The organism is Polynucleobacter sp. AP-Kaivos-20-H2 (assembly GCF_018882215.1).
GTDB lineage: Bacteria > Pseudomonadota > Gammaproteobacteria > Burkholderiales > Burkholderiaceae > Polynucleobacter.
Map to the genome: position 1 here is coordinate 260,691 of NZ_JACVOX010000001.1, position 19,953 is coordinate 280,643.

Consider the following 19,953-nt stretch of genomic DNA (forward strand, 5'->3'; position numbering starts at 1 on the left):
GCTATGGAGTGCCTTTAAGTAGGCTGGCTTTAGTTTGATCATATTCAGCTTTTAAATGGGCAACGAACTGCGCTGTAGGTGTAACTGCTTTCACGGCCCCAATACCTTGACCGCAACCCCAAATATCTTTCCAGGCTTTCTGAGCTGCGCCACCAAAGTTCATCTTGCTTGGGTCACTTTCTGGAAGATTATCCGGATCCAAGCCAGCGTTGCGGATGGAGGGCGCTAAATAATTGCCGGACACACCAGTAAAAAGGTTGCTCAAAATAATGTCATCTGAGTTGCAATCAACCACTGCTTGCTTATAGTCTTCACTCGCACGCGCTTCTTCAGTGGCAATAAATGCAGAGCCAATGTACGCATAGTCAGCACCTATGGCCTGAGCTGCTAAAACAGCACCGCCAGTAGCAATGGAGCCACTCAGTACTAATGGTCCTTTAAACCATTCCCGAATCTCCTGAATTAACGCAAAGGGGCTTTTAATGCCGGCATGTCCACCAGCACCAGCTGCAACTGCAATTAAGCCATCAGCACCTTTTTCTATCGCCTTTTTAGCAAAGGCATTATTAATGATGTCATGTAATACGATGCCGCCATAACTATGCGCGGCAGTATTAATTTCTTCGCGTGCACCGAGAGAGGTGATGATGATAGGTACTTTGTATTTGACGCAAAGCGCCATATCATGCTCAAGACGATCGTTGCTCTTGTGCACAATTTGATTGATGGCAAATGGTGCAGCTGGCTTATCCGGATGTTCTCTGTTGTATTCCTCTAAGGCGGTAGTAATTTCAATCAACCATTCTTCAAACTGTTCAGCTGGTCTGGCATTGAGGGCTGGCATAGAGCCAATCACACCCGCTTTACACTGAGCAATCACTAATTTAGGATTGCTGATAATAAAAAGTGGTGCTGCAATGACGGGTAAATTACCATCCGCCAAATGTTTGCGTAGAACTTCTGGAAGAGGTTGATTGCCCATATTATTTAAGTGATCCGTAGATTATTGCTCAGCTTTGTACCAAACTTGGGTGCGACCTAGTAATGGAACACCAATATAGCCACGGACATCCATTTTCTTGCCATCTTCAGTTGCAATTTTGACGCGATAGATTTCACCTTCTTCAGGATCCAGAATTTTTCCATCTATCCAAACACCCGGTTTGTCTCGTCTTAGATCGGTCATGATTTTCATCCCTAGGATGGGCTTATCTTTACGATCATCTTTGCATAGCGTGCAATACACCAAAGGCTTTTCATTTGGCTTTGGAAAGGTTTTAATAATAGTGCCTTCCAGTTTGCCGTTCACATCTTCAATCTTAATTAAAGAAGAGGGCTCATTGGTTTTGTCATCAATGGTCTTCCAAACTCCAATAGCTGGGTCGGTAGCTTGAGCATGCGCATTGCCAGCAATCAGACCAAGTACGCAGGCTGATAGAATAAATTGCTTCTTTAACATTCTGAAGTCTCCTGATTTAAATTAGGCTAATTAACAGCGCTCAAATATTCCAGCAGCGCCCATACCAGTACCAACGCACATCGTCACCATGGCGTGCTTAAGATTACGTCTCTGTAGGGCATGAATCGCTGTAGCAGCACGGATGGCGCCTGTTGCACCCAAAGGGTGTCCAAGGGCAATAGCGCTACCCAAAGGATTGACTTTGCTTTGATCCAAACCGAGATCGCGGATGACAGCTAAAGACTGAGCTGCAAACGCTTCGTTCAATTCGATCCAATCTAAATCCTGCAAATTGAGCCCTGCAAGTTTTAAGGCGGCTGGAATTGCTTCCTTAGGACCAATGCCCATGATTTCAGGTGGAACACCTTTTACGGCAAAGCTAACAAAGCGCGCCAAAGGGGTGAGGCCAAAGGTCTTGATTGCTTTTTCACTAGCCAAGATAAGTGCACCAACACCATCAGAGGTTTGTGAACTATTGCCAGCAGTAACGCTGCCCCTTGCGGCGAATGGAGACTTGAGTTTGGCCAAACCTTCAAGCGAGGTATCTATGCGTGGACCTTCATCTTTAGAAAATTCACGCCATTGCACATCTACTTCACCTTTACCCAGATCCATCGAGCGATGAGCTACCTTAACTGGGAAGATTTCAGAGTTAAATTCACCGGCAGCTTGTGCAGCCATAGCCTTTTGATGCGAATGGAATGCAAAAGCATCTTGATCCTCGCGACTGATCTTCCATTGCTGCGCAACTTTCTCGGCAGTTAAGCCCATGCCGTAAGCGATACCAATATTTTCATCCCCCATAAAAATTTCTGGCGACATTGATGGCGAATTGCCACCCATCGGTACCATGCTCATAGACTCAACGCCACCAGCAATCATCACATCCGCTTCACCAACCCGAATGCGGTCAGCTGCCATAGCAATAGCATTTAATCCGGAGGAGCAGAAGCGGTTTACGGTAATGCCACCTATAGTATTTGGCAGACCACCGAGAAGTAAGCCTATCCGAGCCACATTCAAACCTTGTTGACCTTCTGGCATTGCGCACCCAATAATGGCATCCTCAATCGCTTTGGGATCTAGGGTGGGGACTTGCGTCAGAATATGCTGCAGGGCATTGCCAAGCAAATCATCTGGCCGAGTATTTTTTAATGCGCCTCGCCCAGATCTGCCAACGGCACTGCGAGTAGCTGCAACGATATATGCGTCTTGGATATTTTTCATAGTGATATCTCGGTAAATTAGTTTCTAACAGGCTTGCCAGTTTGGAGAATGCCCATAATTCGTTCCATCGATTTAGGGTGACCAATGAGCTCCACAAAAGCCTGACGCTCTAGTTTGAGCAGCCATTCTTCTGTTACCAGCGTTCCTGCATCTACATCACCACCGGTAATAATCTGGATGATTTTCTGAGCAATGTGAGCATCATGTTCAGAAATAAATCCACCATCACGCATATTGACTACCTGACCCATCACGGTGGCAGCAACAGAACGGCCGCCTACGGGTATTAAGGTTGGGATAGGTGGCCTATATCCTGAGTAGCGCATTGCCTTGACCTGATTTTGTGCTTGAGCTAGTAACTCATAGACGTTAGCAACAATAATGTCACCCTTTTGCAGGTAAGCCATCTTCATTGCCTCTTGGGCCGATGAAGAAACTTTAGCCATCGCAGCATTTTCAAAAGACGCTTTGGTGAAATCTAAGTAATTGGTATTACCAGCAAGCGCGACACCCTGAGCAGCCCGAATAGCCGCTTCTTTTAGTCCGCCACCAGCAGGCAATAGACCAACACCAACTTCCACTAAGCCGATATAGCTCTCCATGGCAGCAACTCTGCGTGCAGATTGGAGGATTAATTCGCAACCACCCCCTAAAGCAATGCCAGAGACTGCTGCAACTACAGGTACTTGGGAGTATTTGATTTTCATCATCGTGTCTTGAAACTCTTTGACGAACGGCTCAACTCCAGCAGGACCGCCTTTCATAACCATCGGCATTGCGGCTTCCAAGTTGGCGCCTGCAGAGAAAGGTCCGCCAGGTGTGCCGAGCTTTAATGAACTTGGCTGCCAGATCACCAATCCCGCATAATTTGCTTCTGCAATCTCAACTGCTTTTTGCAGACCACTTAAGACATCTGGACTGAAGGTATTCATCTTCGAGCGGAATGAGGCAATTAAAACCTCAGGTTGATTAGCATCTACCCAAGCTCGGAAGTCTGTGTTTTCAAAAATAGTAGTGCCCGCTGTTTTAGGATCGGGAGATCCATCTCCTAATAGTGGCGCTCTAAATACTTGCTTTTGATACACCGGCAAAGCAGAGCGGGGGATGTATTTATTCTCAGACGCAGACCATGAACCTTCAGGCGTGTGGAAAGCTTGCTTATCAGCAACTGGGCCGCTAAAGATCCATGCGGGCAAAGGTTCTTTGCTTAGTGATTTGCCTGCATCAATATCTTCTTTAATCCAATTAGCCACTTGCGTTACGCCAGCCGCTTGCCAGTCTTCAAAGGGGCCTAAATTCCAGCCATAACCCCAACGCATTGCAAAATCAATCTCACGGGCCGATTGCGCAATCTCACCAAGATGAATGGCACAGTAGTGGAAGATATCCCGATAGATAGCCCATAAGAACTGAGCTTGCGGTTCGTCGGTCTCGCGCAGCAATCCAAGGCGTTCTGCAATCGGTTTTTTCAGAATGCGCTCAATCAGCGGTTCAATTGTTGCAGTAGATGGTTTGTATTCACCGGTGGCAGCATCCAATACAAGAACATTCTTCCCATCCTTGCGATAAAAGCCTGCCTTGGTCTTCTGACCCAGCGCACCTTTTGCAATGAGTTGATTAACAACTTCAGGTGTTTTAAACAGGGCAGAGAAGGAATCGCCTTGTAATGCATTTTCCATAGTCTTAATGACATGAGCCATGGTGTCTAAGCCAACGACATCGCTGGTTCTAAAGGTCGCTGACTTAGCACGTCCAAGTTTGCTACCGGTAATGGCATCAACCTCATCAAAGCCTAGGCCAAACTTTTGCGCCTCTGCAAACACTGCCAGGATCGAGAAAACACCTACACGGTTGCCGATAAAGTTCGGGGTATCTTTAGCACGCACAACCCCTTTACCCATAGCAGAGGTCATAAAGGTTTCTAGGGCATCCAATACGGCCGGGTCAGTGTCTGCAGCTGGAATAAGTTCCAGTAAGTGCATATATCGAGGCGGATTAAAAAAGTGAACACCACAGAAGCGCTTCTTCAGATCACCAGAAAAGCCTTTGGCAAGTTCCCCAATAGGAAGACCTGAGGTATTTGTAGCAAACAGAGCATGCGCCGGAATATGTGGAGCTACTTTTTCATAAAGAGCGTGCTTCCAATCTAGGCGTTCAGCAATAGCTTCAATGATGAGGTCGCAACCTGCCAAGAGGCCTAAGTCGTCCTCATAATTTGCAGGAGTAATTAGATTGGCTTCTGAAGATAAACCGAGTGGAGCGGGTTTTAGTTTCTTCAGATTCTCGATCGCTTTCATTGCAATCGCATTCTTGTTAACAGATTTGCCATCATCCGATTTGCTTGGCAAGTCAAACAGAACAACTGGTAGACCGACGTTAATGCACTGCGCCGCAATCTGGGCACCCATCACACCAGCACCTAGGATGGCTACTTTTTTAATAATTTTGTTATCACTCATGTTCAGTCTCTCAGAAAAAATCAGCAGGCATAGCCATTAACGATTTAGAGCCAGCACGTGCTTGACGGATCAGCATGGCTGTCTCAGGAAGGAGTTTGTCAAAGTAGAAGCGGGCAGTAGCTAGCTTCGCTTGATAGAAAGGATCATTACTCGATTTATTGGCCAAAGCAATCTTTGCCATGCGCGCAAAAAGATAGGAATAAATCAAATGGCCCACAACGCGCAAGTAAGGAACTGCAGCAGCGCCCACTTCTTCGTGATTCATCATGGCTTTCATACCAATTTCTTTGGTGAGCTTTTCCACCTTGACGGCGATATCAGCAAGCGGATCAATAAACTCCTGCATTTCTTTGCGAACACCTTCATCTTCGATGAACTGTTCGATGATCTTGCCAAACTTGGTGAGCTTTTTTCCCATATCGCCAAGAACTTTTCTACCCAAGAGATCAAGGGATTGAATGGTGTTGGTGCCCTCATAAATCATATTGATACGGGCATCACGCACATATTGCTCCATACCCCATTCGGCAATATAGCCATGACCACCAAATACCTGCATACCTTCATTCGTAGCAGTAAATGCGTTATCGGTTAAGAAGGCCTTAATAATTGGCGTAAGTAGGGCAACCATCTCGCCCGTTTCTTTGCGAACCTTTTCATCAGGATGATTGAGTTCTTTATCAATCATCAGAGCTACCCAGTAAGAAAAAGCCCTGCCTGCTTCTGCATAAGCTCTCTGAGTTAAGAGCATTCGCCGTACATCAGGATGAACAATGATTGGATCAGCCGCTTTCTCAGGAGCCTTAGCACCAGTCAAGCTGCGCATCTGTAAACGCTCTTTGGCATAAGCAGCAGAGTTTTGATACGCCACTTCGGTCAAGCCTAGACTTTGCATGCCAACACCCAAACGCGCTGCATTCATCATCACGAACATCGCGTTAAGGCCCTTATGGGGTTCGCCAACCAATGTACCGATAGCACCATCAAAGTTCATAACGCAAGTGGCATTGCCATGAATGCCCATCTTATGCTCTAGAGAGCCACAAGACACTGCATTGGCTTTACCAATTGAACCATCAGCCCCGATATGAAACTTCGGAACCGCAAATAAAGAGATGCCTTTGCTTCCAATTGGAGAATCAGGTAAACGCGCTAATACTAGATGAACAATATTCTCAGCTAAATCATGATCGCCGCTGGAGATAAAAATCTTGGTTCCATTGATGGAGTATGTGCCATCTGCTTGAGGCTCAGCTTTCGTTTTTAGTAAGCCTAGATCTGTGCCGCAATGGGGTTCAGTCAAACACATCGTTCCAGTCCATTGACCGGATACCAATTTTTCTAGGTAAGTTTTTTTCTGTTCTTCAGTGCCGTGGGCATGTAAGCACTCATATGCACCATGTGATAGGCCGGGATACATCGTCCAAGATTGATTGGCAGAATTTAAAGTCTCATACAGAACGGTATTAAGTAATTGGGGCAATCCTTGGCCACCATATGCGGGATCGCATGATAAAGCGGGCCATCCGCCAGCAACATACTGCTCATAAGCCTGCTTAAAGCCAGCAGGAGTTGACACTGATCCATCCTCACGCCGCGTACAACCTTGTTGATCGCCAATTTGATTCAATGGGAAGGCGATCTCACTGGCAAATTTGCCGGCCTCTTCGATGATCTGATTCATGGTTTCTTTGTCAACATCCTGGTATGCGGGCAGAGCAGCAAACTCTTTGCTAGCATCAAGCATTTCATGAATAACGAATTGCATATCGCGGAGGGGTGGGTTGTATTGAGGCATATTCTTTATCTTCTGTGATGGGATTTAAGAGTTGCTTATTAGGAATTATTTAGTTACTTGATTTGCTGCAAAAATTTCTTTAATTAGCTTATTTGCAATTGCTAGGCATTTTGGATTTTCTAGAAAACGAGAATCATGGTGAACGCCTAATGCGATGCTGTAAAGCCTAAACAGTAGAGCTTGGGCATCCACTGATTTTTTTAGATGTCCCTCAGAAATTGCTTCTTTTATGGCTCTTAGCAAAGCGGAGCGCCATACTTCAACGCTACGAAGTAGCTCATCTCGAACAATACCGGGACAGTCATCAAATTCAGCGGCTCCAGAAATAAAGAAACAGCTAGAGGTATCACCACCGCTGCTCATTTTGAGCCAAGAGCTAATCATTTGATTAAGCCTGGGCAGGCCCTTTGGTTTTAATAGGGCGGGTGCGAATACCACTTCCTGAAATTTTTGATGGTATGCACGAATAACCTCAACCTGCAGCTCTTCTCGGGAGCCAAAATGAGCAAAGACACCGCTTTTACTCATCTTTACAGATTCAGCTAGGTTCCCAATGGTCAAGCCTTCAAGACCGGATTTGCTTGAAATTTCTAAGGCTGCATCCAAAATTAACGTCTTGGTTGCCGACCCTTTGGTTGGCTCGTCTGTAACCTTCAAATTAACCCTTACTTGATTCATGGGATGTATTTTGACCTTGCAATGTTGTAAAAATAATACGATCGTTCGTTTATATTACATCAATACCAAAAACTTGAAACTAGTTTCCAGGCCCTTTAAACAAACAATCCGATCTACAGGGCCAATGGAATTAATGCACTGCACAATTAATTGAGGGAAAACCCGAGATCCAAATTCTAATAAAGGTAATTAATATTTAGTGAGTTGTTTGATATCAATAAAAACTGATTACAGGAAGACATATGAAAACAGTAAAAATTAGCGCTTTGGCTTTAGCAATGATGGGTGTATTCGCAACAAGTGCAAATGCACAGTCTGCAAAAGCAAATGCATGGGAAGGCGCTTATGGGCAAGTATCCGTAGGCTATGGAATGTTTACTCCTAGCGTAGGTACTGGAACTGCAACATCAACATTATCACCAACAGCTCAGGCCTACGGTTATGGACCTACATCTACAGTCAGCACATCTGCGGCTAGTACGAATAATGTAAATACAGCCACCGCTAATCTTGGCCTTGGTTATAACTTCGCTGTTAATAGTCAATATGTAGTGGGTGTTGGTATTTCTTACTATCCTGGAGCTAGTTCTGGCGCCACTGGTGTGTTGGCAACAGGCGCCACCACAGTCACAAGCTCTAAGGGTGCGCCTGCTATACCAGTTGCCGCAAATAACAATGCTGGTACTTTGTCATATAACATTAAGAATCTTTATAGCATCACTATTAACCCTGGTTATGTGATCGATAAAGACCGTTTAGCATACGCAAAGGTTGGCTACACCGGTGCCACAATCGGACTTTCTGGCGCTGGCATTCCTTACAACGCAGTGAATCTCACTGGATATACACTGGGCTTAGGATATAAGCAGATGGTTACTGAATCCTTGTATATGCTTGGCGAGGTTAATTACGCCTCCTACGGAAATAAAACTGCTACAGCAACATCTGATAGCGGTACTGCACTAAATCAACCCGTAAAAGGAACTGGGCTTGATTTCTTGGTTGGTATTGGTTACCGCTTCTAAACGTTGTAAATTGTTAAGTCAAAGCCCTCTCATAGCAGAGGGCTTTTTCTTTAGATTTATTGTTCCTGTGATTAGAATGAGTCATACAGATTTAACAATCTGACTATAAGTAAAACTAGATCGAGACCGAAAGTAACTCATGGTTAATCCCTCAAAACCTTGGTTAAAACACTATCCTGAGGGTGTGCCTCATGATGTTGATATCTCTGGCTATAACTCTTTGCTTGATATGTTCGAGGAAGCCTTTGAGCGCTATCCAAATAGACGTGCCTGTGAGTATCTCGATAAGTTCTTAACGTATCGAGAGCTTGATCAGCACTCCAAGCACTTTGCCTCTTACTTGCAAAACCTGGGTTTAGAGCCTGGTGCTCGTGTGGCAATTATGTTGCCTAACGTATTGCAGTTTCAGATTGCGATGATCGGCATTCTTCGTGCTGGGTACGTAGTGGTCAATGTTAATCCGCTCTATACCGCCCGCGAGTTGGAATACCAACTTAAAGATAGCGGCGCTTCAGCCCTCGTGATCTTAGAGAACTTTGCACATGTTTATCAGCACATCGCTGCTGACGTGCCATTGAAAAAGACCATCGTTACTTCACTGGGTGAAATGATTGGACTCAAAGGTGCGGTAGTCAACTTTGTAGTCCGTAATGTAAAAAAACTCGTGCCCGCATGGGATTTGCCTGGTCATATTACTTTTTTGACTGCTTTAGGTGAGGGCAGTCGTCATTCCTGGAATAAACCTAATACTTCTTTAAGTGACATTGCCTTTTTGCAATACACAGGGGGCACTACAGGTTTATCTAAAGGCGCCATTCTTTTGCATAGCAATATTCTTTCTAATGTCATCCAGACAGAGTTATGGCTTGAGCCGGGATTAAAGCGTAAGAATGTAGATCAATTGGTTTTCTTATGTGCGCTACCTATGTATCACATCTTTGCCTTAACAGCCTGTTCAGTATTGGGTATGCGCAAAGGTGGTCTGTTAGTTTTGGTTCCTAATCCACGTGATTTCGATGGATTCATCAAGCTATTGAAGAAGCATCCAAATATCAATATTTTCCCTGGTGTTAATACTCTCTTTAATGCACTGATGCATAAACCTGAATTCGCCTCTGTTAAGTTTCCTAATATTTTGGCAACTATTGGTGGTGGCATGGCAATGCAAAAGGTAGTTGCAGATCATTGGCAAGAAATGACTGGCGCTCCTATTGCCGAAGGATATGGCCTTTCAGAAACCTCACCAGTCGCTTGCGTAAATTCCGCTTTGATCGAAAGTTTTACTGGTTTTATTGGTTACCCAGTGCCAAGTACAGAAGTGCTTATTTTGGGTGACGACGGTATTGAGGTACCTTTTGGTACTCCTGGTGAGATTTGTATCCGGGGGCCTCAGGTAATGGCTGGGTACTGGAATAAGCCTGAAGAAACTAAGAATGTCATGACATCCGATGGCTTCTTTAAATCGGGCGATATTGGCATCATGAGTGCCGATGGTCTCACTAAGATTGTGGATCGCAAAAAAGATATGGTTCTGGTTTCTGGGTTTAATGTTTATCCAAATGAAGTAGAAGAAGTCCTATCATTGATTCCTGGTGTCCTAGAGTGTGCAGTCATTGGTGTGCCTGATGAAGATTCTGGTGAAGCTGTCAAAGCTTTCGTTGTAAAGCAAGATCAGTCCCTAACAGAAGAAGCTATCTTGGCATTCTGCAAAGAAAACCTTACCAACTATAAGCGCCCAAAGCACATTGTTTTCCGTGCTGATTTGCCAAAAACCAATGTTGGAAAAATCCTAAGACGTGAATTAAGGGATTTATGAGTATTACCAAGGGTCATCGCCCAAGGCTAATCATTTAGAATAAGTTTTTTAGCGCTTTATTAGTAAAAATACTATCGTGATGCTTTGGCTTCGCTCCTTACTGTTCTATTTATTTGGTTTCACAACCGTCATTATTGTTGCTAGCGCAATTATTCTGGTTATACCCTTTACGAGTCGAAGTGCGCGTTACCAGATGGGCGTATTTTGGTGCCGCTTAACTCAGAAAGCACTCTTATTTTTTTGTGGAATTAACATAAAGATAAAGGGCTTTGAGAATATCCCTCGAGAACCTAATAAATCATTGATCATTTTAGGTAAGCATCAATCGGCATGGGAGACCTTTATCTACCCAGCATTTTTCCCAAGACAACTTTGCTTTGTATTCAAAAGAGAATTATTGTTTGTGCCATTTTTTGGCTGGGCTTTAGCCTCTTTAAAAATGATTCACATTAATCGTGGTGATCGTGAGAAGGCTCGTGAAGCAGTCAATGAGCAGGGCAAAGTAGTTTTATCTGATGGAAATTGGATTGCCATTTATCCAGAAGGTACTCGAACCCCACGTGGGTCATTTAAGCCTTACAGAAAAGGCGGTGTTCGCCTTGCTATTAGTACACAAACAGACATTCTTCCGGTGGCGCAGAACTCTGCTGCCATTTGGCCTAGAAATACCTTCTTAAAGCATCCTGGAGTGATTACGCTTTCTATTGGACCAGTGATCTCAGTAGCGGGAAAAACGGAAGATCAGTTACAGTTGGAAGTAGAGACTTGGATTGAAGGCGAGATGCGGAGAATTGATGCGCCTGCTTATACAAATTAATGAAGCGATGAATAGAAAGGCTAGCAATGTACGTTAGCTTTTCTTCATCTTCTTGCGGATATACAAAGTCTTGGTGATGCGCGCCACCACATCATCTTCTTGATCTTTTACGTCGACTATAAAGTCCCTTAAGACCTTATCTCCAGGCTCTGCGGCATTAATAATTTCATCTAATTGGTCTTGAGTAATTTCAAAACTAGCATGAACCTTCCCTTTGCCAGGCTTGAGGAATTCAATTTTGGCCGCCTGATCCCAAATAATATAACCCTTACCTAGATTCTGAGACACCATCATCATGAAGAAGGGGTCAGTCATTGCAAAGAGACTGCCGCCAAAATGAACCCCCACAATATTACGATTCAATAGACCATGCCTAAGGCGTACTCTGGCATGACGAAAGTCTTTGGCAATATGCTCAACCGTAATGCCAGCACCCAGAAATGGGGGCCATAGATTCATGCCCCTACGCAAGAGATTGGCGTTAATCACTGAAAACTTTTATTTAGATGAAGGGGTTTTGCCAATCATTTTGACTGCTCTCAAGAAATCAAAGTCCACACCTTGGTCTGCTTGGGTAACGGTATCCAAAAAGAGTTTCTTGTAACCACGTTCAGCAGTCGGCGAAGTAATGGGATTATCTTTCATGCGCTGAGTCAGTTCTTCATCCGAAATGAGTAGGCTTATTTCACGATTCTTTACGCTTAAACGAATACGGTCACCATTACGCACTTGTGCCAAAGGACCGCCAATAGCAGATTCAGGAGTAACGTGGAGCACAATCGTACCAAAGGCAGTGCCGCTCATACGTCCATCGGAGATGCGCACAATGTCTTTGACGCCGGCTCGTGCCAATTTCATGGGAATAGGAATGTAGCCAGCCTCTGGCATACCAGGAGCCCCTTTGGGACCAATATTTTTGAGTACCAATATATCATCGGCAGTGACATCTAGGTCTTGACTATCAATACGATTAGCTAAGTCCGCAGCATCTTCAAACACTACGGCACGACCTTCATGCTCCATGAGCTTTTCATTAGCAGCAGACTGTTTGATGATGGCACCACCAGGCGCTAAATTACCATGCAATACAGCAATACTGCCGCGTGGATAGATTGGCTTATCAAAAGGACGCACGACATCTTGCTTGAAGCTAGGTTGAGCAGCATCAATCTCTTCACCAAGAGTTCTACCGGAAACAGTCATCGCATCAAGCTTCAATAGAGGCTTCAGTTCACGAAGCAAGGTAGTCATGCCGCCAGCATCATGGAAGTTTTCCATATAGTGGTCACCAGATGGTTTTAAGTCCACCAAAACTGGAGTCTCATCACCCATCTTATCGAGCGCATCCAAATCAATCTCTAGACCCATGCGTCCAGCAATAGCAGCCAAGTGAACAATTCCATTGGTTGATCCGCCAATGGCTAACAAAACACGCATCGCATTTTCAAACGCGTCTGCAGTGAGCACCTTGTCAATCGTTAAACCTTCTTTGGCCATCTTCACGGCACAAGTTCCGGTTTCTTCAGCTACGCGGATACGGTCTGCAGTCACTGCTGGAGGAGTTGCGCCACCTGGAACAGTCATACCTAGCGCTTCAGAGATACAAGCCATCGTGCTTGCTGTTCCCATCACTGAGCAGGTGCCAACGCTGGCTACCAGTTGATCATTGACTTCATCTTTTTCAACTTCATCAATTTCACCAGCACGGAATTTACCCCAGTAACGACGGCAGTCAGTGCAAGCGCCTACACGTTCGCTGCGATGGGATCCGGTGAGCATTGAGCCGGTAATCAGTTGAATGGCGGGTAAGCCTGCAGAAGCGGCACCCATCATTTGTGCGGGAACGGTTTTATCGCAACCACCAATCATGACAACAGCATCCATTGGCTGTGCACGCAACATTTCTTCGGTGTCCATGGACATCAAATTTCGCAAGTACATGCTAGTAGGTGCAGCAAAACTCTCATGAATCGAAATCGTCGGAAATTCCATTGGCAGACCACCGGCCAACATCACACCGCGCTTTACCGCTTCCAAAAGCTGAGGCATATTGCCATGGCATGGGTTGTAAGCGCTACCGGTATTGATGATGCCGATGACAGGGCGATCTAATGCGCTATTGGTATAGCCGGCACCTTTAATAAACGCTTTACGTAAAAATAAAGAGAAGCCTTTGTCACCGTAACTAGTTAAGCCTTTGCGTAAACCGCTCTCAGCGGGATCTTTTGGTTTATTGCTCATGAATGTCTCATATCTTTTTAATGTTCTTTGGCTTTATTGTAGCGATGGAATAGCCTATTTACCTACAGTCCGCCACCCCAGCGGTACTGCCAGGAGATCCCCATCGCGGTGTAGTCAGTATTGGTATTGGAATAGACGCCCTTGCTTCCGGTTAGGCGGATCGAATTGTGCTTATTAATTGGGTAAGAAAAGGTACTGCCAAAACGCCAATTTTCTTGTGAACCACTAATTGCGGTTCCGTTTACATATTTTTGACCACCCATGAAGTAGGTGGCATCGGCAGAGATATAGGCCGTATTCTGAAAGTAATAGATCGCATGGGCTTCCGAGGAGTAGATGGGATTTTGGGAGAGCGTATTGCTTCCCAGAAAACTGGTATTGCTGGTGTAGATCGTCGCCATACCTGCCAGTTCCAAACGCCATGGTCCAACTGCTTGAGATGCTCCGATGGCTGGCTGAATAAGAGAGCGATTGGCGCCCACGTTGAGCATTTGCTCGCTGTTGTACTTGCCCCATGGGATGGATGCAGCAAGACTGGTGCCAATAATGAGATCTTGTTTGTAGTTATTAAATTCTTCTAGCGAGAGTGCTGGCGCACCATAAAGATTGGCGGAGATCTTTACAACAGGATCGGACAGACCTTCTGCGGAGGCGTTCATATTTTGGGTCCTAATGCTGCCCGTACCTGAAAGTTGCGCATAAGGGAGGAGCAGGCTAATCCTGCCCGACTGTCCGAAGACATTAATAATGCGGGTCAGGCTTGCTGCTTCAGTAGTGAGGGTGTATGAACCACTCTTGGCCTGGGCTATTCCACCCGAAACAAAGTTAATGCCAATAGGCGCATTCGAATACGCGCGAGCTTCAATCTCTTGAGCGGACGCTTGTTGGCAAATAAATCCCAACAAGCAGAGCCAAAAAATTCTCACGCAATACAAGTAAGACAATTATTTTTTGGGGCCAAATAGGACGGCAAGTGTTTCAGTATTTCCAACAACCTTATTGAACCCTACAAAAATTAAGTAAGGCCAAACAATTAACCAATACACAATCGACATCGCCAATACCCTTAATGGATCACCGCTTCCAAAAGCGGCCATGGAGGTAATAAATTCTTTTCCATGTATTAGGCCATCGATTCCGGCTTCAATATAGTTCAGGGCAATAATGACAATAATGTATACGATAGACTCAATAAATAGAGGTCCAACAATTCCATGTGCTTTATCGACCTTGATTGGATAGGCAGCCTGAGCAATCAGCATAAATTTTGCCGATAAGCCTGCCTTAATTAATGCAAAGCCAAAGAGAGCTAGGGGAATAGGGCGCTCTTCTAAAGCAGTTGTAGCCATAAACGTAATCGCGCAAAACCAAATACCGAAATAAAGCGACAGAGCAAGCGCTTTCCTCATTTCATCTTCCAGCTTTAATTTCAAGCCGGGTTTGTTTGGTGGGTTCTTAGCGCTGTTAGTCATGAAAATCTTTAATAAGATAAATAGGGATGTTAATCGCCGCAAGTGGAGCAAGAGCTGGAAGTAGCTACTTCAGCTGGTGCAGGTTCTTGTGTATAGCGCGCAATAAAGGCATGTGTTGTGGCCATTGGTATTTTTAGCCAAACAAAGTGACCCGATCCAGGGGCTACATCAATTGACTCGCCCTTCATATTCCACATCTCAGTCAATACAACATCCGTGTTTCCATTTGGTTCAATGATTTCGATTTTGTCACCAACAGAAAAACGATTCTTAACATCTACCTTCACTCGACCCGTAGCAGAGTCAATCTCCAGCGTTTCACCAACATACAAGCTTCGCCCCGATAAGGAGTGGCCACGCATATAGAGTTGATACTCTTTGTCATGGTGACGCTCATAAAAGCCATCTGTATAACCACGGTTGGCTAAACCTTCTAATTGACCTAATAATGCAGTATTAAATGGTTTGCCTGCTACAGCATCATTAATTGCCGCTCTATAGGATTGCACAGTACGCGAAACGTAATAAGGTGATTTGGTACGACCTTCAATTTTGAAAGAGTCAACACCCATCTTAGTTAGGCGCTCAATATGCTCAACGGCTCGCAGATCTTTCGAGTTCATGATGTAGGTGCCATGCTCATCTTCTTCCATTGGCATCAAGTCATCAGGGCGACGTGCTTCCTGAAGCAGTACAACATCACCACTCGTATTTTGTTGCCCAGGCTTCACCTTGTAATCCCAGCGGCAAGCATTCGTGCAGGCGCCTTGATTGGAGTCGCGGTGAGACATATAGCCCGATAACAAGCAGCGACCTGAGTAGGCAATACAGAGAGCGCCATGAACAAATACCTCAAGCTCCATCTCAGGGCAGTCTTGACGTACTTCCTCAATTTCATCAAAGGAAAGTTCGCGGGACAAAATTACACGACTAATACCAACCGAGCGCCAGAACTTAGCGGAAGCACCATTCACGGTATTGGCCTGAACGGATAAATGAATTGGCATATCTGGCCACGCTTCCCGCGCCATCATGATGAGGCCTGGATCGGACATGATTAAAGCATCCGGCTTTAATGCAATTACTGGATCCATATCTTTAATGTAAGTACGCGTCTTACCACCGTGAGGTAATAAGTTAGAAACTAGATAAAACTTCTTGCCCATTTCATGGGCGGTATCGATACCTTGCTTGAGAACCTCAATTTTGCCAAAGTCGTTATTACGAACCCTTAGTGAATAGCGAGGCTGTCCGGCGTAGATGGCATCTGCGCCAAAATCAAAGGCAGTACGGAGCATGGAAAGGCTGCCGGCTGGAGCGAGGAGTTCAGGAATCTTAGTCATCCGGCTATTTTAGTGAATACGGCCGAACTTGTTTGATTTGCCTTATGACTCAGTCCTGGGGCCTTCTAGAACTGGGTTTGCGTAGGCCTGACAAGTAGGCGGCTAGCTAATGAAGAGTATCCTACAGGTGATGTGGAGAGCATTGTCAAGATGAACGGGGAGACTTCCCTTTGACTTTTCACCCTAAATTGAAGGCGCTTACTATAAAAGCATAACGAATTCAGAAAGAATGTAATGTCAAAACTCACATCCAAACCCATCCTAAAAAAAGCCAGTGCCATTTTGGCTCAAGAGTTTGCAATACCTAAAGATATTGCTTGGGCATGGGTCACTCTATTGCTTTCACAAGAAGAACAGAAGCGCGATAGCGAAGAAAAACGTTACAGCCGCATTGCTGAATTTGAAGCTTGGATTTTGGGCCTAAGCCTACCAGCCGACCCAAAGAATCCTGAGAGCGGTGCAGTGAGTCCAGAGGCAGTTAAAAATTCAGCAAGAAATGTCTTTGAGTGGCCACATGAGTACATCTTCGAAGAACCAGCATCCCCAAATCATATGGATACTAAGGTTACCTATAGCGATACCATCACCAAACCCATTTTGGATGCAGTTAAAGACGCTGGTGGATCCGATGATCGAGTAGCATTGATCGCCATCTTAGAAGGCTATGCAAAGGAAGGTAAAGAGCCGTTCGCTAATGTCACAGCAGAAGGCATTGAATGGAAAGGCAGCGCCTGGAAAGAGGGTGATAAATATAACCTCCTGACCATTAAGACTCTGAATAATCGCTTGGCTAATCTACGTAAGAAGGGCTTGATCTAAGTAGATTGCTTTAACTAGGCCGTAAAAGAAAAAGCCCCTAGATTTATCTAGGGGCTTTACTTATTTGGCTCCTCGACCTGGGCTCGAACCAGGGACCTACGGATTAACAGTCCGGCGCTCTACCGACTGAGCTATCGAGGAATAAGCCGATATTATAGCAAGATGAATTCACTTCTTCCCACTTCTGTGCAGATCCCCAAAGTACTGACCATTGCTGGGTCGGATAGTGGCGGTGGGGCGGGGCTCCAGGCTGACCTCAAGGTCATCACCGCCCTTGGTGGCTATGGCATGTCAGTCATAACTGCTATTACCGCCCAAAATACCTTGGGTGTCACGCGCATTCAGGATGTCGATCTTGAGGTCGTAGAAGCCCAGATTGACGCAGTTTTAATGGATATTGGTGCTGATATTGTCAAAATCGGCATGTTGGCCAGTCCAGAAATAGTCCGGACTGTTGCTAAATCTTTACGCAAGCATGGTATGAAACGCATTGTTCTAGATCCTGTTTTGCGCGCTACCTCCGGTGCTAGCTTAGGTGGTGACGATACAGCGCAAGCAATGATTGCTGAATTATTCCCAATGGCATCGCTTGTTACACCCAATCTAGATGAAACTTCATTACTACTTGGGCGTGAGATTAGTGGTGCAGATGATTTCAAATTGGCTGCCGAAGAATTACTCGAGATGGGCCCACAAGCAGTCCTCATCAAGGGCGGACACTTGGATAGCACGCACACTCAAATTACTGATTACTTAATGTGGCGCTCTATGGAAGACGGTCTTGAAGTTGTGCAATCAAAAGAATTCAAACACTATCGCGTCAATACAGTAAATACGCACGGCACTGGATGTTCTTTAGCATCTGCCATTGCTACCTATCTAGCCGATGGTCATGATCTAGCTCATGCAGTTGCTAAGGCGATCGCCTATGTCGAGGCAGCCTTAGAAGCAGGGCGCTTTTTAAGTATTGGCGAAGGTCCTGGCCCTTTGTGGCATATGCACGACTTTTATCAAACTGCGCTGCTTGACGAAAAAACAAAGTCTTAGCAGTGTTTTTAACCTCAATCTACCAATGTTAAAGACCTTAATTGCCATAACATCTTTTTCTTTGGATAATAGAAGCTATGAGCAATTTCTTCATTGACGATCAAACAAAAGCTGCTACATCAGCTTTTATGGATAAGGTTGCTCAATATTTTCCAATAGCAAAAGCGTTGTTGTTTGGAAGTCGAGCTAGGGGTACTCATCACGTAGAAAGTGACGCCGATGTTGCTATTCTTTTGAAAGGCCTAGCAACTCCATTTATGGCGACAAAATTTGTTATGGATGACCTTGCTTATGAAGTTCTTTTAGAGACCGGTATACGTATTCAGCCGCTACCAATATGGCAGGAAGAATGGGATCATCCAGAAACTTATTCAAATCCAAGCCTTATCAATAATGTGCGAAACGAAGGTATTGTGCTTTGAAGGCAAAAGAACTTTTTATTAAAGCGACAACAGCAGCAGCCTCAGCAAAAATACTATTAAATGCTAGTGATTTCGATGGAGCATGTAATCGAGCCTATTACGCTATGTTTGACGCTGCTCGAGGTGCCTTACTTGCTTCCGGTGAGGTAGATTCGGTCGAGCATACAAAAACCCACAGTGGTCTCATATCTGTTTTTAGTTTGAAATTGGTGAAAACAGGTCAAGTCTCAATTGAATTTGGCAAAGCATTAAACAGGGTCGAAGATCTTCGTTTAATGGGTGATTACAAAGGTGATTTGGTGGCCAAGGAGGATGCACAATGGGCGGTTGCTAAAGCAAGTGAATTCGTTGAGCACCTTTTGGGGTTATTTGATAAACCCTAAATCGATTTAAGCCTGCATTAATTCTTGTAAGTGTTTAACTGCTGCCTTAGGATCTTTAGCTTGGGTAATGGCTCTCACAACAGCCACTGAACCAACGCCACTTTTTGCCACCGCATGAATGCTATCTTGATCAATGCCGCCAATAGCAACTAGCGGGTAATTGTCCATGAGCTGAGCATATCGATATAAGCGACCCAGTCCTTGCGGTGCTGTAGGCATCTTCTTTAAATTCGTAGGAAAGACGGCTCCCATCGCAATGTAACTTGGGCAATGGCGATCTGCATAAGCCAGCTCTGCATAGCCATGCGTACTTAATCCCAGTCTTAAACCCGCCATCCGAATTTCTTCTAGGTTGGCATCTACTAAATCCTCTTGACCTAAATGCACGCCATAGGCGCCGGCATCAATTGCTTCTTGCCAATAATCATTAATGAAGAGCAGGGTCTTGCTATCTTTGACTGCTGCAACAGATTCTTTAATTTGTTTTCGGATCTTGGATTTTTCATCCGACTTAAAGCGAAGTTGTACTGTAGGCAGCTCCGCCTCAACCATGCGCTTTACCCAATCGGCATCTGGCATGACACCATACAAGCCTAAACGTTTTGGACATTCTTTAAACGCATTGGGATTCATATTGCGAGTCCAGGGCAATAAATCAAAATGCTCAGGCCTGCTGGGCCATTTAATGGGATTAAAGCCACCATCTTGCGATGTCATGCGTGACCATGCCTTGCCAAGTATTCTGGCATCAGACTCAATAAAGCCCATTTCAATTGCCGCTAGTGCGCCTGCTAATTCGTAATGATCGACTGCTGCTTCGTTATCAATGAGTGGAGGCGGGGAGTTCAGGCTAAAGGCCTGAATCGGAATACATAAATCTTCATTGCGATGCGCAGCAACGATTTGATCAGCAAGGTCACGAATCAGGCTCATGGGTTCAGTGTACT

General features: G+C 45.0%; 19 protein-coding genes and 1 tRNA gene. 7 read left to right on the forward strand and 13 right to left on the reverse strand.

Annotation, left to right across the window (positions count from 1 at the left end; translation table 11 throughout):
• Position 1 precedes the first annotated feature (1 nt).
• The 6 genes from ICE89_RS01310 to ICE89_RS01335 are packed head-to-tail and all read right to left on the reverse strand — an operon-like array spanning position 2 to position 7,621.
• Positions 2-982, reverse strand: a complete 981-nt coding sequence (locus ICE89_RS01310) for a nitronate monooxygenase family protein (protein WP_216264369.1) — start codon at positions 980-982, stop codon at positions 2-4.
• A 21-nt stretch (positions 983-1,003) separates the two neighbouring features.
• On the reverse strand, positions 1,004-1,459 hold the full coding sequence (locus ICE89_RS01315) for a DUF2147 domain-containing protein (RefSeq protein WP_216264370.1): 456 nt from the start codon (positions 1,457-1,459) through the stop codon (positions 1,004-1,006).
• 30 nt (positions 1,460-1,489) lie between these two features.
• Positions 1,490-2,686 carry an acetyl-CoA C-acyltransferase gene (locus ICE89_RS01320; protein WP_216264371.1) on the reverse strand — a complete coding sequence of 399 codons (1,197 nt, stop codon included), beginning with the start codon at positions 2,684-2,686 and terminating at the stop codon, positions 1,490-1,492.
• Positions 2,687-2,703: 17 nt separating this feature from the next.
• Positions 2,704-5,145 carry a 3-hydroxyacyl-CoA dehydrogenase/enoyl-CoA hydratase family protein gene (locus ICE89_RS01325; RefSeq protein WP_216264372.1) on the reverse strand — a complete coding sequence of 814 codons (2,442 nt, stop codon included), beginning with the start codon at positions 5,143-5,145 and terminating at the stop codon, positions 2,704-2,706.
• Between the two features lie 10 nt (positions 5,146-5,155).
• The gene (locus tag ICE89_RS01330; protein WP_216264373.1) at positions 5,156-6,943 is read right to left on the reverse strand and encodes an acyl-CoA dehydrogenase C-terminal domain-containing protein; all 1,788 of its coding nucleotides are present in this window, start codon (positions 6,941-6,943) and stop codon (positions 5,156-5,158) included.
• Between the two features lie 45 nt (positions 6,944-6,988).
• Positions 6,989-7,621, reverse strand: coding sequence for a TetR/AcrR family transcriptional regulator (locus ICE89_RS01335; RefSeq protein WP_216264374.1), 633 nt, complete (start codon positions 7,619-7,621; stop codon positions 6,989-6,991).
• 242 nt (positions 7,622-7,863) lie between these two features.
• Here ICE89_RS01335 and ICE89_RS01340 point away from each other — a divergent pair, with 242 nt between their 5' ends.
• From ICE89_RS01340 to ICE89_RS01350, 3 genes are all read left to right on the forward strand, one after another.
• Entirely contained in the window at positions 7,864-8,646 is a 783-nt protein-coding gene (locus tag ICE89_RS01340) for an outer membrane protein (RefSeq protein ID WP_216264375.1), read from the forward strand.
• Between the two features lie 139 nt (positions 8,647-8,785).
• Positions 8,786-10,462, forward strand: coding sequence for a long-chain-fatty-acid--CoA ligase (locus tag ICE89_RS01345; RefSeq protein WP_216264376.1), 1,677 nt, complete (start codon positions 8,786-8,788; stop codon positions 10,460-10,462).
• A gap of 79 nt (positions 10,463-10,541) precedes the next feature.
• Positions 10,542-11,279, forward strand: a complete 738-nt coding sequence (locus ICE89_RS01350; RefSeq protein WP_216264995.1) for a 1-acyl-sn-glycerol-3-phosphate acyltransferase — start codon at positions 10,542-10,544, stop codon at positions 11,277-11,279.
• A gap of 33 nt (positions 11,280-11,312) precedes the next feature.
• Here the strand turns inward: ICE89_RS01350 and ICE89_RS01355 are convergent, their stop codons facing one another.
• The 5 genes from ICE89_RS01355 to ICE89_RS01375 all read right to left on the reverse strand — a co-directional run bounded on the left by ICE89_RS01355 (position 11,313) and on the right by ICE89_RS01375 (position 16,335).
• The gene (locus ICE89_RS01355) at positions 11,313-11,738 is read right to left on the reverse strand and encodes a DUF4442 domain-containing protein (RefSeq protein ID WP_216264377.1); all 426 of its coding nucleotides are present in this window, start codon (positions 11,736-11,738) and stop codon (positions 11,313-11,315) included.
• A 39-nt stretch (positions 11,739-11,777) separates the two neighbouring features.
• Positions 11,778-13,520: an IlvD/Edd family dehydratase gene (locus ICE89_RS01360; RefSeq protein WP_216264378.1), complete on the reverse strand. Its 1,743-nt coding sequence runs from the start codon at positions 13,518-13,520 to the stop codon at positions 11,778-11,780.
• Positions 13,521-13,582: 62 nt separating this feature from the next.
• A complete protein-coding gene (locus tag ICE89_RS01365) occupies positions 13,583-14,446 on the reverse strand; it encodes a transporter (protein WP_370625309.1) in 864 nt (287 codons plus the stop codon).
• Positions 14,447-14,464: 18 nt separating this feature from the next.
• Positions 14,465-14,992, reverse strand: a complete 528-nt coding sequence (locus ICE89_RS01370; RefSeq protein ID WP_216264380.1) for a hypothetical protein — start codon at positions 14,990-14,992, stop codon at positions 14,465-14,467.
• A gap of 29 nt (positions 14,993-15,021) precedes the next feature.
• The gene (locus tag ICE89_RS01375; protein ID WP_216264381.1) at positions 15,022-16,335 is read right to left on the reverse strand and encodes a U32 family peptidase; all 1,314 of its coding nucleotides are present in this window, start codon (positions 16,333-16,335) and stop codon (positions 15,022-15,024) included.
• Positions 16,336-16,569: 234 nt separating this feature from the next.
• On the opposite strand from ICE89_RS01375, the gene ICE89_RS01380 reads away from it, so the two are divergent.
• Positions 16,570-17,154 (forward strand): hypothetical protein, encoded by a 585-nt coding sequence (locus ICE89_RS01380; RefSeq protein WP_216264382.1) that lies wholly within the window; start codon positions 16,570-16,572, stop codon positions 17,152-17,154.
• Between the two features lie 65 nt (positions 17,155-17,219).
• On the opposite strand, the gene ICE89_RS01385 is transcribed toward ICE89_RS01380, so the two are convergent.
• A tRNA-Asn gene (locus tag ICE89_RS01385) sits at positions 17,220-17,295 on the reverse strand.
• Positions 17,296-17,316: 21 nt separating this feature from the next.
• On the opposite strand from ICE89_RS01385, the gene thiD reads away from it, so the two are divergent.
• The 3 genes from thiD (at position 17,317) to ICE89_RS01400 (ending at position 19,006) form a co-directional block, all read left to right on the forward strand.
• Positions 17,317-18,201 (forward strand): bifunctional hydroxymethylpyrimidine kinase/phosphomethylpyrimidine kinase, encoded by an 885-nt coding sequence (thiD, locus tag ICE89_RS01390; RefSeq protein ID WP_216264383.1) that lies wholly within the window; start codon positions 17,317-17,319, stop codon positions 18,199-18,201.
• Positions 18,202-18,278: 77 nt separating this feature from the next.
• Positions 18,279-18,623 carry a nucleotidyltransferase domain-containing protein gene (locus ICE89_RS01395; protein ID WP_216264384.1) on the forward strand — a complete coding sequence of 115 codons (345 nt, stop codon included), beginning with the start codon at positions 18,279-18,281 and terminating at the stop codon, positions 18,621-18,623.
• Positions 18,620-19,006 (forward strand): HEPN domain-containing protein, encoded by a 387-nt coding sequence (locus tag ICE89_RS01400; protein ID WP_216263163.1) that lies wholly within the window; start codon positions 18,620-18,622, stop codon positions 19,004-19,006. The genes ICE89_RS01395 and ICE89_RS01400 overlap by 4 nt, the downstream gene beginning before the upstream one ends.
• Before the next feature lie 6 nt (positions 19,007-19,012).
• On the opposite strand, the gene thiE is transcribed toward ICE89_RS01400, so the two are convergent.
• The gene (thiE, locus tag ICE89_RS01405) at positions 19,013-19,939 is read right to left on the reverse strand and encodes a thiamine phosphate synthase (protein WP_216263164.1); all 927 of its coding nucleotides are present in this window, start codon (positions 19,937-19,939) and stop codon (positions 19,013-19,015) included.
• Positions 19,940-19,953 lie beyond the last annotated feature (14 nt).

Excerpts from the sequence above, each read along its gene's own strand:
- ICE89_RS01370 (WP_216264380.1), bottom strand. The coding sequence starts at position 14,992 with ATGACTAACAGCGCTAAGAACCCACCAAACAAACCCGGCTTGAAATTA.
- ICE89_RS01355 (WP_216264377.1), bottom strand. The coding sequence starts at position 11,738 with ATGAATCTATGGCCCCCATTTCTGGGTGCTGGCATTACGGTTGAGCAT.
- ICE89_RS01395 (WP_216264384.1), top strand. The coding sequence starts at position 18,279 with ATGAGCAATTTCTTCATTGACGATCAAACAAAAGCTGCTACATCAGCT.
- ICE89_RS01360 (WP_216264378.1), bottom strand. The coding sequence starts at position 13,520 with ATGAGCAATAAACCAAAAGATCCCGCTGAGAGCGGTTTACGCAAAGGC.
- ICE89_RS01325 (WP_216264372.1), bottom strand. The coding sequence starts at position 5,145 with ATGAGTGATAACAAAATTATTAAAAAAGTAGCCATCCTAGGTGCTGGT.
- thiE (WP_216263164.1), bottom strand. The coding sequence starts at position 19,939 with ATGAGCCTGATTCGTGACCTTGCTGATCAAATCGTTGCTGCGCATCGC.
- ICE89_RS01330 (WP_216264373.1), bottom strand. The coding sequence starts at position 6,943 with ATGCCTCAATACAACCCACCCCTCCGCGATATGCAATTCGTTATTCAT.
- thiD (WP_216264383.1), top strand. The coding sequence starts at position 17,317 with ATGAATTCACTTCTTCCCACTTCTGTGCAGATCCCCAAAGTACTGACC.
- ICE89_RS01320 (WP_216264371.1), bottom strand. The coding sequence starts at position 2,686 with ATGAAAAATATCCAAGACGCATATATCGTTGCAGCTACTCGCAGTGCC.
- ICE89_RS01310 (WP_216264369.1), bottom strand. The coding sequence starts at position 982 with ATGGGCAATCAACCTCTTCCAGAAGTTCTACGCAAACATTTGGCGGAT.
- ICE89_RS01380 (WP_216264382.1), top strand. The coding sequence starts at position 16,570 with ATGTCAAAACTCACATCCAAACCCATCCTAAAAAAAGCCAGTGCCATT.
- ICE89_RS01340 (WP_216264375.1), top strand. The coding sequence starts at position 7,864 with ATGAAAACAGTAAAAATTAGCGCTTTGGCTTTAGCAATGATGGGTGTA.
- ICE89_RS01315 (WP_216264370.1), bottom strand. The coding sequence starts at position 1,459 with ATGTTAAAGAAGCAATTTATTCTATCAGCCTGCGTACTTGGTCTGATT.
- ICE89_RS01345 (WP_216264376.1), top strand. The coding sequence starts at position 8,786 with ATGGTTAATCCCTCAAAACCTTGGTTAAAACACTATCCTGAGGGTGTG.
- ICE89_RS01350 (WP_216264995.1), top strand. The coding sequence starts at position 10,542 with ATGCTTTGGCTTCGCTCCTTACTGTTCTATTTATTTGGTTTCACAACC.
- ICE89_RS01335 (WP_216264374.1), bottom strand. The coding sequence starts at position 7,621 with ATGAATCAAGTAAGGGTTAATTTGAAGGTTACAGACGAGCCAACCAAA.
- ICE89_RS01375 (WP_216264381.1), bottom strand. The coding sequence starts at position 16,335 with ATGACTAAGATTCCTGAACTCCTCGCTCCAGCCGGCAGCCTTTCCATG.